Raw genomic sequence first — 15,767 nt, 5'->3', positions numbered from 1 at the left:
ACATTTGTAGAATTTTAAAATCTGCAGGCTCTGTTAAAGGAGGTACATCAATGGATAAAGAGTTATTGTTGTCTATTTTACCAGAGGTAGAAAAACCGGCAAGATATCTAGGAAATGAGTGGAATTCGGTACATAAAGATCATTCAAAAGTCAGTTTAAAAGTTGCACTGGCTTTTCCTGATACATATGAAGTTGGAATGTCTCATCTCGGAATAAAAATCCTTTACCATCTTATAAACCAGCGTGATAGCTGGGTGGCAGAGAGAGTTTTTGCACCGTGGATGGATATGGAAGCTAAAATGCGGGAATATAATATTCCACTTTATGCAATGGAGAGCCAGCGGCCAATTAAAGAATTTGATCTGGTTGGTTTTACTCTCCAATATGAGATGTCGTATACCAATATCTTAAATATGCTGGATTTAGCTGGTATTCCTCTTTTTCAAAAGGATCGGAACGATTCAGATCCTTTGATTGTTGCTGGTGGTCCCTGTGCATATAATCCAGAACCGCTGGCTGATTTTATAGACTTTTTCTATATTGGAGAAGCAGAAGAGATGATTGAATCGATTCTTGAAGTGGTGGAAAAGGCTAGAAGCCAGGGATGGAAGCGAAAAGAGCTTCTTTTTCATCTGGCTACAATGCCGGGAATCTATGTACCATCCCTTTATGGCGTAAAATATGATAAGAATGGGAAAGTTGTTGAAGTTAAACCAAAAGAAGCTGGAGTTCCGGAATATGTCCAAAAACAGGTTGTTGCTGACTTAGATAAAACTTTTTATCCAGATAAATTCATAGTTCCTTTTCTGGAAACAGTTCATGATCGGGTTGTTCTGGAGATTGCCCGGGGTTGTACCAGAGGTTGTCGATTCTGCCAGGCTGGGATGATCTATCGACCTGTCAGGGAACGGAGTATAAAAACTTTAAAGGAACAGGCAAAAAAACTTCTGGATAATACTGGATATGATGAAATATCCCTGGTATCCTTAAGTACTAGTGACTATAGCGGAATTGAGCGTCTGACAAAGGAATTGCTAGATGAATATGAGGGACTGGGTGTGGGAATCTCTCTTCCATCTTTAAGGATCGATAGTTTTTCTGTTGGACTTGCTAAAGAGGTGCAAAGAGTGCGTAAAACGGGTTTGACCTTTGCGCCAGAAGCAGGTACTCAGAGGATGCGGAATGTGATCAATAAAGGTGTAACTGAAAAGGATTTAATAGAGGCAGCTTCTGCAGCTGTGGAGGAAGGTTGGTCTTCTATTAAACTTTATTTTATGCTGGGGCTGCCAACAGAGAAAGATGAAGATCTGGTTGGAATCGCTGAACTGGCTAAAAAAGTTTTGGCTAAGTGTGATCAGATTAGACGCCGTAATGGTACAAGGCCTGTTAAAATTACTGTCAGTGTATCTAATTTTGTTCCCAAACCCCATACTCCATTTCAGTGGGAGCCAATGAATTCTTTAGAAGAGATTGAGCGCAAACAGGCCCTTTTAAAACGGGAAGTGAGAGGAAGAGGTCTTTCATTGAGCTGGCATGATGCAAAGTTAAGTATAATGGAAGGAATTTTTTCCAGGGGTGATAGGAGATTGGGACAGGTGTTATACACTGCCTGGAAGAAAGGAGCTAAATTTGACGGTTGGTCGGAACATTTTAATTACGATATCTGGATGGAGGCCTTTGATCAATGTGATTTAGATTTTGAATTTTATCTTGAGTTTCCCTATGGACGTGATGATATTTTACCATGGGGGCATATTCATACTGGCGTCAGCCAAGAATACCTCTGGGATGAATATCAGAAAGCTATCTTTGGGGAGAATACAGTGGACTGCCGTTTTGAATACTGTACTAAATGTGACTGCTGTATGAACCTGAATGTAGCAATTAAACTGTTGGGGGCTGAGTAAGATGAAACGAATGAGAGTACAATTTAGCAAATCAGACGAGATAAGATTTATTTCACACCTGGATCTTTTAAGAACGATTTCACGGGCCATTAGACGGGCAAAAGTGCCAATTGCCTTTTCTCAGGGCTTTAATCCCCATCACTTAATTTCTATGGGCCCGGCTTTACCAGTGGGGCTTACCAGTACAGGGGAGTATATGGATCTGGAGTTTCAAGAAGAGATTAGTGTAAATGAATTTTTTAAGAAGATGAAACCTCAACTGCCGAAAGGATTGGAACTTATCAAAGGTGAATTTATTTCTCCGCAAGTTGATTCGTTGATGGCTCAAATTAATAGTGCTGTTTATCTGGTACGTTTAAAAATGAATTCAAAAAAAGGAATAGAACAGGCTGTTAGAGAATTTAGTAATCAGAAAAAGATTTTGATTAAAAGGAAAAGGAAGGGAAAAGTCAGGAACGTGGATATAAAACCTCTAATACGGGAATTAAAAGTCCTGGAGATTGATGATCAACCCTTTTTACAGATGAGGATTCAGACTGGGAGTAAGGGAAATGTTCGTCCAGAAGAGGTTATGGCTGTATTAGCACAGTATGAAGGAATAGAAGAAGTACCATTAACCTGGATGCACCGTAAGGGTCTTTATGTTGAAACAGAAAATAAGCTACTTACACCATTTGAAGCAGCCAGAATTTGAAGTTAATTGGTTGGGAGTTGAGTAGGTATGTCGAAAGAAATTATTATTAATGTTGAGAGTAAGGAAACCCGGGTGGCGGTTCTTGAGGACCGTCGGCTCGAAGAAATTTATTATGAACGGGATGACAGTGCACGGATTGTAGGAAATATTTATAAAGGCAGGGTTGCTGATGTTTTGCCAGGTATGCAGGCTGCTTTTGTAGATGTTGGTCTGGGAAAAAATGTTTTTCTCCATGTTAGTGATGCCCTTTCACTGTTAGATGAGCCTCCTGAAGAAGAACCGGCCATCAATCATGTAGTTCATCCGGGCCAGGAGATTATGGTTCAGATTATCAAAGAACCTTTGGGTGGTAAAGGTGCCAGAGCTACCTGTAACATTACCCTGCCAGGGCGGTATCTCGTTTTAATGACCAAAGTAGAACATATTGGAATTTCCCGGCGGGTGGAATCAGAGGAAGAGCGGAAGCGTTTAAAGAAACTGGCCGAAGAGATTTGCCCTGAAGGTATGGGACTTATTGTAAGAACTGTGGCTGAGGGTAAAAGTGATGAAGAGATAAAAGCAGATCTGGACTTTCTCTGCAGGCTTTGGAAGCGGATTCAAGAACAGTTTAAAACTGCTCCTGTAGCAAGCCTTATCCATTCTGATTTAAATCTGGTTCTTAAGGTTGTTCGGGATTTTTTGACACCAGATGTAGCAAAAGTGGTTATTGATTCTGAAAAAGAGTATAAAGCTATTATGGAGCTTGTAAATCATATTGTTCCTGATTTTAAATCCAGAATTTATCTTTATGATCGCCCTGAACCAATCTTTGATTTTTATGGGATTGAGACTGAGATTAATAAAGCCCTGCAGAGGAAAGTATGGCTTGATTGTGGTGGATATATTGTCTTTGACCCAACAGAAGCTTTGACTTCTATTGATGTTAATACAGGTAAATATGTGGGCAAAACTAATTTGGAAGATACAGTTTTGAAGACCAACTTAGAAGCAGCAAAAGAGATAGCCCGTCAATTAAAACTTCGGGATATCGGCGGAATTATAATTATAGATTTTATTGATATGGATAATCAAAAAGATCAGGATTTAGTCTTAAAAGTTTTTGAGGAAGAACTTAAAAAAGATAAAACCCGTTCTACCATTTTAGGAATGACTCATTTAGGTCTGGTTGAAATGACCCGGAAAAAGGTCAAGCAGGGGTTAGAAGAATATCTCCAATCTAAATGTCCCTATTGTGGTGGTAAGGGTAGGATTCTCTCTGAAGAGACGGTGGCTATGCAAGCAGTCAGGAAGATTAAGAAAGTGATGGCTGAAAAGGAATTTGAGGCAGTACTTTTGGGTGTACATCCTGATGTAGCTTCCCTATTAATTGGTTTGGGTGGTCAAAATTTAGCTGAGCTGGAACAGGAGTTGAAAAAAGAAATTTACGTTAAAGGTTGTGCTGACCTCCATCGGGAAGAGGTTAAAATCATCAAAGTAGGTAGTAAACAGGAACTGGCTAAGTTGGCGGTTCCTGTTGAAGAAGGCCAGGAGTTAATGGTAGTCGTGGAAGAAGCCCATCAAAATAATCCTGATGATGGTATAGCTCGAATTGAAGGATATATTTTAGATATTCAGTATGCAGGTAAATTGGTCAATAAAAAGGTAAAGGTCAGGATTGAAAATGTTTATCGGACTTATGCCAGGGCCAGTCTTATCTCTTGACTTGGAGTTTTTTATGTGATAAAATCAATAGTTGTAGATGGCATTGCCTTCTACACCGAAACCGCTCATAACGGGCTTTAAAATGCTCATTCGAGCTGCCTGGTTATGGCGAGTCTGAGGTTAAAGGAGGTGTAAACAGTGTACGCAATTATCCAGACTGGGGGTAAGCAATATCGAGTAGAAGAAGGTCAGATCATCAAAGTTGAGAAGTTGGATGTAGAAGAAGGTTCCAACGTTGAATTCAATGATGTACTGATGGTTTCAACTGATGATGATCTGAAGGTTGGCAAGCCTTTAGTTGAAGGTGCTAAAGTTATCGGTAAGGTTATTGAACAGGGCAAAGATAAGAAAATTATCGTTTTTAAGTATAAGCCAAAGAAGCGTTATAGAAAGAAAATGGGTCATCGTCAGCCGTACACAAAAGTATTGATTGAAAAAATTGAAGCATAATTATGGTTAGAGTGCAGATTAAACGTAACCAAAAAGGACAGATTTTCGTCTTCAATGCATCTGGCCATGCAGAAGCCGGTGAGTATGGTTCTGATATAGTCTGTGCTGCCATTTCGGCGGTTATGCAGACGGCCCTTTTAGGATTGGGTGAGTACCTCAATCTTAAAAAGCGGCTCACTTACCAGATTGATGAAGATGGTTGGCTTTATTGTGAACTTCCACCTGATTTAACGGACGAGGAACGGGTGAGAACTGACGCAATTATTGAAACGATGGTTATTGGGCTTAAATCGATTCAGTCAGAATACCCGAACAGTATCAGGGTTGAAGAGGAGGTGGAATAAATGTTCAAGATGAACCTTCAACTGTTCGCTAAGAAAAAAGGGGTAGGTAGTTCTAAAAACGGTCGTGATAGTGAATCCAAGCGTCTTGGTTGCAAGCGTTTTGATGGTCAGTTTGTAACTGCTGGTAGTATTCTTGTTCGTCAGAGAGGTACCAGAATTCACCCAGGTAACAATGTGGGCCGGGGTGGAGATGATACTCTCTTTGCTAAAATAGATGGTTATGTTAAGTATGAAAGAAAAGGTAAAAAGTTGCGTCAGGTAAGTGTTTATCCTGCCGAGCAATTCCAGGCTGTAGTTAATAGCTAATAGTTGATTAAAAACGCCCAATGTTGCAGATGCAGTATTGGGCTTTTTTTTATTGCAGGATAAATTAACCGGTGGTATAATTAAATAATAGTTGGTCGGAAAAAAGAGATTATTTTCGGTTAAACTAGTAATAGTTGAAGATAGGGTAGGTGACAGGAATGTTTGTTGACCGGGCGAAAATTTATGTGAAAGCCGGAGATGGTGGAGATGGAATGACCAGTTTTCGAAGGGAGAAATATGTCCCTAAGGGGGGACCGGACGGCGGCGATGGCGGTAAAGGTGGAGATGTAATACTTAAAGTAGATGAGGGTTTAAATACCCTTTTGGATTTTAAATATAACCGTCATTTTGTAGCTGAAAATGGAAAAAATGGTATGCCGAAAAATATGTATGGCAGAAATGGTGAAGATTTAATTATTCCTGTTCCACCTGGAACAATGGTTTATGACAATGAGACTGGAAGGTTTTTGGCTGACTTGACCCATCATGGTCAGGAATTTGTTGTTGCTAAAGGTGGACGGGGAGGTCGTGGCAATGCCAGATTTAAATCCAATAAAAACCGGGCCCCTGAATTTTCAGAGAAGGGAGAACCTGGTGAAGAAAGAGAGTTAAGATTGGAGCTAAAATTATTGGCTGATGTAGGTCTGGTTGGCTATCCTAATGTAGGAAAATCGACTTTAATCTCTCGGGTTTCGAAAGCCAGACCCAAGATTGCCAATTACCATTTTACCACCTTAAAGCCCAATCTGGGTGTTGTAAAAGTAGGAGATTATCAATCTTTTGTAATGGCTGATATTCCCGGTTTAATTGAAGGAGCCCACGAAGGTGTAGGATTAGGTGATGAATTCTTACGCCATATTGAGCGTACACGAATTATACTGCATGTTCTGGATATTTCTGGCTCAGAAGGCCGGGATCCGATAGAGGATTTTTATATAATCAATAAGGAGTTAAAAAAATATAATCCCCGATTGGCAGAAAGGCCCCAGATTGTGGCTGCAAATAAGATGGATATACCAACTGCTGAAGAAAATCTTGAGCGTTTAAAAGAAGAATTGGGAGAGAAATATGAGATTTATCCCATCTCTGCTGTGACCGGTGAGGGCTTGAAACCTCTGATGTATAGATTAGCTGAATTGTTAAAGGAAATACCACATCCGGTAATGGTTACTCCGGAAGAGGAAGAAGTTGTAATCAGACCAGATTTTGTGGAAGAAGAGGATATAGTAATTACACGTGATGATGAAGGGGTGTATGTGGTTAGTGGTAGTAAAGTTGAAGAAAAGATAATAAGAACTGATTTTAATAATCCAGCTGCAGTAAAACGATTGCTTCGAATTCTTAAACATATGGGATTATATGATCGCTTGCGGGAGATGGGGATTCAAGAAGAAGATGTTGTACGGATTGGTCCGATGGAATTTGAATTTATTGAAGATAGTAGACTTTAAAAAATGTTGAGGTGATAATTGAATGTTAAATAGCAAACAGAGAGCATTTTTACGGGGTAAAGCCAACACAATGGAGCCTATTTTACAGGTAGGCAAAGGTGGTATTAGTGAAAATGTGATCCAACAGGCTGATGAAGCCCTAAAGGCCAGGGAATTGATCAAAGGCAAAGTATTGAAGAATTCTCTATTGAGTGCTAGAGAAGCTGCTGATCAGTTGGCAGAAGCCTGTGGAGCTGAAGTGGTTCAGGTAATAGGAAACAAATTTGTTCTCTATCGTCAGAATCGGGAGGAACCAATTTATATTTTACCGTAGTTAAAGTGGCATGCCTTTAATATAAGGTATGCCGTTTTTTTTTTAGTTTGGTGGAGGAAAATAACAGATAATTATTGAGATATAACAGTGAATTTAGAACAGTTTAGTAAATTTGAATTAAGATCATTTAGTAGAAGATAATAGTTTTTAAAAAAGATAACTTTTTCTGACCCTAAAAAAGGGTATAGCAAACCAGGCTATTGAAAAACACGAACAATGGCTTTAATAAGTGAATTATATCTTATGATTTTACTGCAAAAAGTTAATTTTTCGCTTTATAATGAAATTTTTCGAACCATCTAAAGTTCGATTTCATTATTTCGACTGAAATCTCACTAAGATGGTTAAACTAAAAATTTCTATGTCGTTCAAAATTAGCTTTTTGCAGTTTGATCATATATAAAAAGTAAGAATTGAAAGAAGTTTCCGTATAGAAGCTGCACTTTTATTTTTTTCATTAAAATGTCATTTTTATGTTGACAAACATCTAAACAAAAGATAAAATTTAATTAGATAATTATATAAATGATTATACTGCAAAATGGTCAATAGAACTAATAAAATTTGTTCGAGGTACCCAAATGTTTGATATAATAGTATTAAACATAATTTATATCCAGGAGTGATTGATTATACTTAGAGAAAATGATGCTCATAAGCAACTTAAGATATTTAGTTTTGTTAATAATCTTGAAAGCACCTCCCGGAAAAGAATTGAAAAAGGATGACAGGTATTTTCTACAAAAAAGTATTCTTAAAATACATGAAGAAGCTTTCCCATACAGAATTAATGCTTAATGTTATTGCTGATTTCATTAATTGTTTGCTGGTTCATGGTAAAAAAATATTTATAAATTAGCTGATAAGGAAAAAGTTAGATAATTTTTAGAAAAAATGCAAGGTAAAGAATATGAAGAGGTTTTAGAGATATTGGCTGGGAAAATTTTTGAATTTGCAAATTGTTTAAAGAATAATCCGAAATTTCATAATAAAGCTTATGAGCATATATGTTGTGTACTTAAAAGTCAGACTATAATTTATGAAAATCAATTAATAGTAAAAGAAGGTAAAGATGTTCCAGCTGATACCTTCAAAACCTTATTGATGAAGATGTTATTTATCGTAAAATAGGAAACAAATCCTGTCTGAGTTATACTGTTACTATTACTGAAACAGCAAATAAAGATAATCCAATTCAGTTGATAACAAAAGTATCAATTAAGCCTAATATTCATATTGTTGTGAAATTTTTATTATGTTTATTCAAACTTAGGAGATCAAATATCTATATTTTTGCAGTTTAATCATTGATTAAAAACAACAAACATGAAAAAATTTAAATATATCTGATAATTTAAAAGGAGCTGAAAGATGTGTTGTTGAAGTTACTTAAATTAAATAAAAATATAAGGTTATTAGTATTATCACAATTTATATCAGGATTAGGCACCTGGCTTGCTTATATTGCTATTCCATTATTTGCTTTAAAACTTACAGGAGCAGGATTAGCAGTAAGTCTGGTTTTAATTTTAAGAGTTTTACCAGCAACTTTTTTAAGCCCCTTTATTGGAGTTATTATAGATAGAATTAACCGAAAGTATGTCATGATTTTTGCTGATATACTTAGAGGAATTATTTTTGTTGTATATCCATTTATAAATACTATAATTTGGATATACTTCTTAACCTTTATTGAGACGGTTGGTGGTCTCTTTTTCGGGCCAGCTCGAACAGCTATAGTACCGAATATAATTGAAGAGGAAGGAGAACTTGTTTCAGCTAATAGTGCTTTAAAAATCGTATCATCTTCTACAATGTTATTAGGTCCCCTTATTGGAACAGGTCTTATGACCACGATAGGAATAAAATGGGCTTTCTGGCTAAATGCTTTAAGTTTTTTTACATCTGCATTCCTTTTAATTTTCATGAATGTTAAATTTACAAAAAAATCTTCAAAAGAAATTTCTGATAAGTCTATTCGAAAATGGACGATCTTCGCTAATGATATCAAAGTAGCGCTAAAAGTACTTAAAGAAATACCGAAACTTTTACTTATAATGATTGTTGGAGGATTATCTACTGCTGGGTATGGATTGATCAATGTTCTTTTACCTATTTTTGCATCCAGACAATTTGAACTAACTGGTGCATATGGTTTAATAATGTCTGGTTTAGGTTTAGGAATACTGGTTGGTTCTGCTTTAACACCAGGATTATCAAGGCGTTTGACATTTATTATCCTTTTCTTTTTAGGATTAATCGTTTCAGGTTTCATGCATATCACATTTATTTTATCCACTAGTATCGTATTTGCTATATTATTTATTGCAATTCAAGGTATATCTGACGCAATTCAACAGGTATCTTATACTTCATTATTACAAACATTAGTTAAAGATGAGCTCAGAGGACGTATTAGTAGTTTTTATGAAACGGTATCTTCTGTTCCATTGCTTATAGGGTTATTAGGCGGTGGGGCTTTGGCAGATTTGTGGGGTACTAGAGTTGTAGGTCTCATTGCAGGAATAGAGATTATAATAATAGGTTTTATAGGATTTTTTATGGCTGTTAAAATTTCAGAATCAAATGTAATTCTTAAAAGAAAGGAGGAGATCTAGTTTTGAAAGTAGCACTTATATTTTCCATCTCTCAAATGAGATATGAAGTTTCTTAGAAAATGGAAGTAGGTAGTAGTTTAAGACTATTTTATTTAGGTAGGATCATCAAGGTTGTTTAGTTTAGAGTAGTTGCCATCAATCTGGTTAGATGGTTTAAAATCAATACGGAAATATTATGGGAGAACTAAAAAGAGATAAAGAAGGAAATTTAATAAAGATTTTAAGAAGATATTAAGTAGTGGTTGACGAATTATAACTTACGAATCCTTCCATTCTGAGTATAGTAAGTTGTGAGATGGTTAACTACTACCTATTACTCAGGGGGAGAGATTCTTTCTTTTTTAAGGAAAATTTCGACCTTACAAGGAAAAAATTAAGCTTTCGTTACTTAGAAAAAGAAGGGGAAAATTTGACGGAACATTAAATATCAAAGGAGGCTTAAAGAGATGAAAATCTTGATTTCAGCAGACATGGAAGGAATTACAGGAATTGTAAGTGTTGATCAGGTAAGTCAGAAGGGAGAGGATTATGAACGGGCCAGACTATTGATGACCAGGGAGGTAAATGCTGCCATTCGGGGTGCTTTAGCGGGTGGGGCGACAGAAGTAATTGTAAACGATTCTCATGCTGCTATGCGTAACATTATTTTAGAAGAATTACATCCCGAGGCTCAATTGATTACCGGTTCTCCCAAACCCTTAAGTATGATGCAGGGTATTGATGAAACGGTAGATGCAGTTTTTTTCATTGGTTATCATGCTCGTAAGGGAACAGCTAATGCAATACTTGATCACACCTATTCAGGTCGTTGTGTGGCGGAGTATACGGTTAATGGAATGAAATTAGGTGAGACCGGTCAAAATGCACTGATTGCTGGTGCTTATGGTGTACCTGTAGTATTAGTGACAGGGGATACCCAGGTGACTCGGGAAGCACGGGAACTTCTGGGTAATATTGAGACTGTTGCAGTAAAGGATAGTATAACCCGCTATTCTGCTAAAACTCTTCATCCTGAAAAAGCACATACTCTCATTGAAGAGGCAGCGAAAAAGGCAGTACAGCGGATTGGTGAGATAAAGCCATTTACTTTAGAAGGGCCATACACTATTGAGATTGAGCTTATGTGTACCAGCATGGCTGATATGGCTGAACTGATTCCCGGAGTAGAGCGGATTGCACCGCGGGTTGTAAGGTTTACTCATTCGGATTATATAACTGCTTATAAGTGTTTTAGAGCAATCATTGCAATGAGTTAAAAATAATTAGTCTAAAGAAAAAGTTTTTATATATAGACCCTCATGATGCTTTCGCATCACCAGCTGAGAATGAAAATTAAACTTTGTTTTTGCTTATTTTTTCAATATTTTGATAGTCTGTTTCAATAATTAGGTAAACTAACTATTTTTTTGATTAATTTACCTTTCAGCTTGCCAAAGTTTATTTTCAGAATAGATAGAGAATTTTTTAAGGTATGATTTTACTGCAAAAAGCTAATTTTTCGTTTCAAAAGAAATTTTTCGAACCATCTAAGGTTCGATCGAAATCTCACTAAGATGGTTAAACGAAAAATTTCTATGGTGCTCAAAATTAGCTTTTTGTAGTTTAATCAAATATAATTTTTCATTTGAAGTTGGTCATTTAATCCTTAGATTAAATGGCCTTTTTTCTTTATTTACCTATTTAAAGTAGGATTCTAAGATCCTTTATGGTATAATGAATATTGTTGTATAAAAGAAGATAAACTTACCTTATAAAGGAGCTGAGATATATGGAGAATATTATTCTACGAGCTTCAGGAGAAAAAGGCCAGGTAAGAGTTTTTGTTGGTGTTACAACCGAATTGGTAGAAGAGGCAAGGCGCCGGCATAACACCTCTCCGTTAGCGACCGCTGCATTAGGACGTGTTTTAACAGCTGGTGCGTTGATGGGAGCCATGTTAAAGGAAGGGCAGGAAGTAAGCCTTCAATTTATAGGAGATGGCCCTTTAGGAGCAATCTTTGTTATTGCTGATTCAAAAGGAAATGTACGGGGTTATGTGCGCCATCCTGAAGTGGAACTGGATTTGAATGATAAGGGCAAATTGGATGTGGCTAAAGGCTTGGGGAAAGGAATGCTTTATGTACTTAAAGATCTGGGCTTAAAAGAACCATATAAAGGAAGTGTGCCTTTTGTTTCTGGGGAGATAGGCGAGGATCTGACATATTATTTTACTAAATCAGAACAAACTCCTTCAGCAGTAGGATTGGGAGTTTTAATTAATCCTGACCTGACTGTAAAAGCAGCAGGGGGGTTTATTTTACAATTATTGCCACATGCAGAAGAAGAAGTGATTCAAAAGTTGGAGAATAATTTGAAAAAATTCTCAAATGGTGTGACACCTTTGATTGATGCAGGAAAAGGGCCAGAGGAATTGCTCGCACTTTTGCTTGAGGGAATTGAATATAAAATTACAGAAAGACGAAATGTCAGGTTTAAGTGTAAATGTAACCGGGAACGGTTGGAACGGGTGGTGATTAATCTTGGTGAAGATGAAGCCCGGGATATTTTAGAAAAAGAGAATAAGCTGGAACTGACCTGTCATTTCTGTAATGAAAAATATGTCTTTGGTGAGGAGGATGTAGATAAATTATTTGCTGAGAATAAAGATTAAAGGGCTTCGGCCCGTTTTTTTATTGGCGTAATTTAAAAAATTTTGTATTTGTTAATGAAGGTTATTTTCAAGTTTTAGAGAAAATATTAGATAGTTGAGTTGAGGATGAGTTTAAGCAGAGCTGAGTTCAGTCAAAATAATTTTAAATAGGGGGGTTTTTATATGACTGAACTTAGATGTATGCCGGAACCTTATAAGATTAAAGTAGTGGAGCCCATCAGGTTGATTCCGCGCAAAGAAAGGGAAAGAGCAATTAAAGAAGCAGGTCTTAACCAATTTCTTTTAAAAGCAGAGGATGTATTTATTGATCTTTTGACAGACAGTGGGACCGGGGCCATGAGCCAGGACCAATGGGCCGGGCTTATGATTGGTGACGAGTCGTACGCTGGTAGCCGTAATTTTTACAATCTTCAAAAATCTATTGAAGATATCTTTGGGTATAAGTATTTTGTTCCTACCCATCAGGGGCGGGGAGCAGAAAATGTATTATTTCCGCTTTTGATAAAACCGGGCCAATATGTGTTGGGAAACTATCATTTTGATACCACCAAAGCTCATATTGAACTGAAAGGTGGTCGGGCAGTTAACCTGATTCATGAGCGTGCTTATGATACAGCAGTTGAGCATCCTTTCAAAGGTAATATTGATTTAGAGAAATTGGAAGCATTTATTGTGGAACATGGTGCAGAAAATATTGCTTTTATTCTTATGACTGTTACCTGTAATAGTGCTGGTGGTCAACCTGTTTCCATGGAAAATATTCGTGGTGCTTATCAAATTGGTAAGAAATATAATTTACCTGTTTTACTTGATGCAGCCCGATTTGCGGAGAATGCATATTTTATCAAAAAACGGGAAAAGGGTTATGAGAACAAATCTATCCCTGAGATTGTTTTGGAGATGTTCTCTTATAGTGATGGCTGCACCATGAGTGCGAAAAAAGATGGACTTGTCAATATGGGCGGCCTTATCGGAATTAAAGAGGATTATGAACTCTATCAGAAAGTTCGTCAGATGGTAGTTCCCATTGAAGGTTTTCCAACTTATGGTGGTCTTTCCGGACGGGATATGGAAGCATTGGCCCGGGGATTACGTGAGGTTGTAGATGAAGCATACCTGGCAAGCCGGATTCATCAGGTTCAGTATCTGGGCGAGAAGTTGAAAGAAGCCGGAATTCCAATTCAGGAACCTGTAGGAGGTCATGCTGTCTTTGTAGATGCTAAGCGTTTTTTGCCTCATATTCCACAATCTCAATATCCGGCTCAAGCTCTTTGTGTTGAGTTATATATAGAATCTGGAGTCCGGGGTGTAGAAGTTGGAACCCTTCTTGCCGGTCGTGATCCTGAGACAGGAGAAGAGATTTATCCGGAATTAGATCTTTTACGTTTGACCATTCCGCGGCGAGTTTACACATATAACCATATGGATTGGGTAGCTGAGGGGCTGGCGCGGATTGCTGCCCGCAAAGATGAGATTCGTGGATTAAAAATGGTATATGAACCCAAAATTTTACGTCACTTTACAGCTCAGTTTGAATGGGTTGGGTAGTTCATGTGCCAAGATACTCTTTTTTAAAGAATATCTCAGGCTGTTGACAAACTTAGGAGGTCAACAGCCTTTTATTGTTGATAGAGACTTGCCCGTGCACTGCCAGAAAAATCTGAAGTATATAAGTCAAGGTTAAAGCCAGGATGGTGGAAACCTTGACTTTTTAGGACGCGCAGCCAGGATGGCAGAGCGTCCGATAGCGGACGAAATTGTATTTAGTTTTTCTTTTTCACTGTGTTTTTTTCATTGTATATCCCAATCCAGGATGGTTAAAACTAGAATCGGGCATAATTAATTTGGGGTGATCTGAAAGTGAAATCGTCTGATCTGGTAATCGACTGTTTTATTGCCACCTTAATGGTGGTATTACTTATTTTACTTTTAGGTATGGTCTCATTAAGTTGTTTGAATCTGAACCTCTTTCCTAATATGTCATTTCCTATAACAGTTGTAATTACAGGCTATGAAGAGGTAGGATCTGAAAAGATAGAAAATATAAAAATATTTTGGGTACGGTAAGTAATCTTAAAAAAATTTCTTTTATCTCCAGGTCAGGCTGATCTATTATTATCCTGGAATTCACTTGGGGGACTGATATGGATTTTGTTTTATAAGAAAAGAAAAAGATCAACAACTGTAATTATGGAGGAATTACGTAGAGATTTAAAAGGTATTAAAGATGTAAAAATTGAAATTGAAGCACAGGAATTTATGGGCGGGAAAAGTTTCTTAAGCAGACCAATCTCTATTCAGATTTTCGGCCTGGATTTGAACGTTTTACAAAAAAATATCTAAAAAGTAATTAAGTAGGCAAAGAAGGTGAAGGGGATCCGCGAAATTGAACATTCAATGAAAGAAGGTAGACTAGAGTTACAAATTCAAATTGATCGTAAGAGAGCAGCTCAGATGGGATTACGGACATCCCAGATTGCCATGACCGTAAGATCTGCAATTCAAGGTGGAGTTCCAAACCGCTATAAAGTAGATGGAAAAGAATATGATCTTCGGGTTCAGTTAAAATGGGATGATAGAAATTTAGAAAATCTTTTATTAACTGCATCTCTTGGTACACAGGTTCCTCTAAGTTAGGTGGCAGAAATTATAATGACAGAAGGATCAGGTTTTATCGAACGGAGTAATGGTATGCGAATGATTGAAGTAAGTGCTGATTTATACAATCGAGATCTTAAAAGTACCAATCTGGAAATTGAGGGGTTAGTAGAGAAAAATGTTGTCTTACCTGATCAGTATTCCATTGACTTTGGTGGTCAATATCGGGAGATGAAGTCAGCTTTTGATAGTCTGGGTTTTGCCTTCATTCTATCAATTATATTGGTATATATGGTTTTTGCTGTCCAGTTTGAATCTCTCTGGCATCCTTTAACGATAACGATAATGTTTACTGTACCGTTAGCGCTAACTGGGGCATTAGCAAGTCTTTTCTTTAGCAGTTATACCCTCTCAGTTTTATCAATCATTAGTATGATCATGTTGGTTGGGATAATAGGAGAAGGTGCTGGGATTCTGGTACCATTTGCAGTAGTAGTAATTGGTGGCTTAATCTTTTTAACATTTTTAACCCTGCTTGTAGTTCCAGCAATTTACTTTTTAATAGATTGTTTTGGTGATTTGTTACGGAAGGGATTTGCGGGTTTCAAAAAAGAATAAGTAAATACGTATTTCCAGGTGGTTTTTAATTTTTAAATTAAATAATTATATGCAAATATCTAGATTTATGGATATTTTTCTGGTACAATAAATATAAGACCTAATCTTTTGTTGCCA

Annotated in this window: 15 protein-coding genes, 1 pseudogene and 1 other annotated feature; all 16 genes and pseudogenes read left to right on the top strand. The window is 37.0% G+C overall.

Annotated elements, in window-relative coordinates:
• Nucleotides 1–50 precede the first annotated feature (50 nt).
• The 16 genes and pseudogenes from BBF96_RS07755 (at nucleotide 51) to BBF96_RS07675 (ending at nucleotide 15,650) form a co-directional block, all read left to right on the top strand.
• Nucleotides 51–1,907, top strand: a complete 1,857-nt coding sequence (locus tag BBF96_RS07755) for a TIGR03960 family B12-binding radical SAM protein (protein ID WP_127016607.1) — start codon at nucleotides 51–53, stop codon at nucleotides 1,905–1,907.
• Between the two features lies 1 nt (nucleotide 1,908).
• The gene (locus tag BBF96_RS07750) at nucleotides 1,909–2,601 is read left to right on the top strand and encodes a TIGR03936 family radical SAM-associated protein (protein WP_127016606.1); all 693 of its coding nucleotides are present in this window, start codon (nucleotides 1,909–1,911) and stop codon (nucleotides 2,599–2,601) included.
• Nucleotides 2,602–2,628: 27 nt separating this feature from the next.
• On the top strand, nucleotides 2,629–4,302 hold the full coding sequence (locus BBF96_RS07745) for an Rne/Rng family ribonuclease (RefSeq protein WP_127016605.1): 1,674 nt from the start codon (nucleotides 2,629–2,631) through the stop codon (nucleotides 4,300–4,302).
• 49 nt (nucleotides 4,303–4,351) lie between these two features.
• Nucleotides 4,352–4,428 (top strand) — a sequence feature (ribosomal protein L21 leader region).
• Between the two features lie 12 nt (nucleotides 4,429–4,440).
• Complete coding sequence (rplU, locus tag BBF96_RS07740; protein ID WP_127016604.1) at nucleotides 4,441–4,752, top strand: 50S ribosomal protein L21; 312 nt, start codon at nucleotides 4,441–4,443, stop codon at nucleotides 4,750–4,752.
• A gap of 2 nt (nucleotides 4,753–4,754) precedes the next feature.
• Nucleotides 4,755–5,096, top strand: a complete 342-nt coding sequence (locus BBF96_RS07735) for a ribosomal-processing cysteine protease Prp (RefSeq protein WP_127016603.1) — start codon at nucleotides 4,755–4,757, stop codon at nucleotides 5,094–5,096.
• Nucleotides 5,097–5,402 (top strand): 50S ribosomal protein L27, encoded by a 306-nt coding sequence (rpmA, locus tag BBF96_RS07730; RefSeq protein WP_127016602.1) that lies wholly within the window; start codon nucleotides 5,097–5,099, stop codon nucleotides 5,400–5,402.
• Between the two features lie 158 nt (nucleotides 5,403–5,560).
• On the top strand, nucleotides 5,561–6,853 hold the full coding sequence (gene obgE, locus BBF96_RS07725; RefSeq protein WP_127016601.1) for a GTPase ObgE: 1,293 nt from the start codon (nucleotides 5,561–5,563) through the stop codon (nucleotides 6,851–6,853).
• A gap of 22 nt (nucleotides 6,854–6,875) precedes the next feature.
• The gene (yhbY, locus tag BBF96_RS07720; RefSeq protein WP_127016600.1) at nucleotides 6,876–7,166 is read left to right on the top strand and encodes a ribosome assembly RNA-binding protein YhbY; all 291 of its coding nucleotides are present in this window, start codon (nucleotides 6,876–6,878) and stop codon (nucleotides 7,164–7,166) included.
• A gap of 894 nt (nucleotides 7,167–8,060) precedes the next feature.
• Complete coding sequence (locus tag BBF96_RS07715) at nucleotides 8,061–8,297, top strand: hypothetical protein (protein WP_127016599.1); 237 nt, start codon at nucleotides 8,061–8,063, stop codon at nucleotides 8,295–8,297.
• Between the two features lie 242 nt (nucleotides 8,298–8,539).
• Nucleotides 8,540–9,784 carry an MFS transporter gene (locus tag BBF96_RS07710; RefSeq protein WP_164730954.1) on the top strand — a complete coding sequence of 415 codons (1,245 nt, stop codon included), beginning with the start codon at nucleotides 8,540–8,542 and terminating at the stop codon, nucleotides 9,782–9,784.
• Nucleotides 9,785–10,230: 446 nt separating this feature from the next.
• Nucleotides 10,231–11,040 carry a M55 family metallopeptidase gene (locus tag BBF96_RS07705; protein WP_127016597.1) on the top strand — a complete coding sequence of 270 codons (810 nt, stop codon included), beginning with the start codon at nucleotides 10,231–10,233 and terminating at the stop codon, nucleotides 11,038–11,040.
• Nucleotides 11,041–11,552: 512 nt separating this feature from the next.
• Nucleotides 11,553–12,434, top strand: a complete 882-nt coding sequence (gene hslO, locus BBF96_RS07700; protein WP_127016596.1) for an Hsp33 family molecular chaperone HslO — start codon at nucleotides 11,553–11,555, stop codon at nucleotides 12,432–12,434.
• 162 nt (nucleotides 12,435–12,596) lie between these two features.
• Nucleotides 12,597–13,982 (top strand): tryptophanase, encoded by a 1,386-nt coding sequence (locus BBF96_RS07695; RefSeq protein WP_127016595.1) that lies wholly within the window; start codon nucleotides 12,597–12,599, stop codon nucleotides 13,980–13,982.
• A 312-nt stretch (nucleotides 13,983–14,294) separates the two neighbouring features.
• Nucleotides 14,295–14,501: a hypothetical protein gene (locus tag BBF96_RS07690; protein WP_127016594.1), complete on the top strand. Its 207-nt coding sequence runs from the start codon at nucleotides 14,295–14,297 to the stop codon at nucleotides 14,499–14,501.
• 84 nt (nucleotides 14,502–14,585) lie between these two features.
• Nucleotides 14,586–14,777: a hypothetical protein gene (locus BBF96_RS07685; RefSeq protein WP_127016593.1), complete on the top strand. Its 192-nt coding sequence runs from the start codon at nucleotides 14,586–14,588 to the stop codon at nucleotides 14,775–14,777.
• A gap of 24 nt (nucleotides 14,778–14,801) precedes the next feature.
• A pseudogene (locus tag BBF96_RS07675) lies at nucleotides 14,802–15,650 on the top strand (efflux RND transporter permease subunit).
• The last annotated feature ends 117 nt before the right edge of the window (nucleotides 15,651–15,767 follow it).

The sequence above is a fragment of the Anoxybacter fermentans genome (assembly GCF_003991135.1).
GTDB classification, from domain to species: Bacteria; Bacillota; Halanaerobiia; order DY22613; family DY22613; genus Anoxybacter; species Anoxybacter fermentans.
Note: the sequence above shows the minus strand (reverse complement) of the source record. Positions and strands in the feature narration are given on the sequence as shown.

Excerpts from the sequence above, each read along its gene's own strand:
- hslO (WP_127016596.1), top strand. The coding sequence starts at position 11,553 with ATGGAGAATATTATTCTACGAGCTTCAGGAGAAAAAGGCCAGGTAAGA.
- BBF96_RS07735 (WP_127016603.1), top strand. The coding sequence starts at position 4,755 with ATGGTTAGAGTGCAGATTAAACGTAACCAAAAAGGACAGATTTTCGTC.
- BBF96_RS07715 (WP_127016599.1), top strand. The coding sequence starts at position 8,061 with ATGCAAGGTAAAGAATATGAAGAGGTTTTAGAGATATTGGCTGGGAAA.
- BBF96_RS07745 (WP_127016605.1), top strand. The coding sequence starts at position 2,629 with ATGTCGAAAGAAATTATTATTAATGTTGAGAGTAAGGAAACCCGGGTG.
- BBF96_RS07755 (WP_127016607.1), top strand. The coding sequence starts at position 51 with ATGGATAAAGAGTTATTGTTGTCTATTTTACCAGAGGTAGAAAAACCG.
- BBF96_RS07750 (WP_127016606.1), top strand. The coding sequence starts at position 1,909 with ATGAAACGAATGAGAGTACAATTTAGCAAATCAGACGAGATAAGATTT.
- rpmA (WP_127016602.1), top strand. The coding sequence starts at position 5,097 with ATGTTCAAGATGAACCTTCAACTGTTCGCTAAGAAAAAAGGGGTAGGT.
- obgE (WP_127016601.1), top strand. The coding sequence starts at position 5,561 with ATGTTTGTTGACCGGGCGAAAATTTATGTGAAAGCCGGAGATGGTGGA.
- BBF96_RS07705 (WP_127016597.1), top strand. The coding sequence starts at position 10,231 with ATGAAAATCTTGATTTCAGCAGACATGGAAGGAATTACAGGAATTGTA.
- BBF96_RS07695 (WP_127016595.1), top strand. The coding sequence starts at position 12,597 with ATGACTGAACTTAGATGTATGCCGGAACCTTATAAGATTAAAGTAGTG.
- yhbY (WP_127016600.1), top strand. The coding sequence starts at position 6,876 with ATGTTAAATAGCAAACAGAGAGCATTTTTACGGGGTAAAGCCAACACA.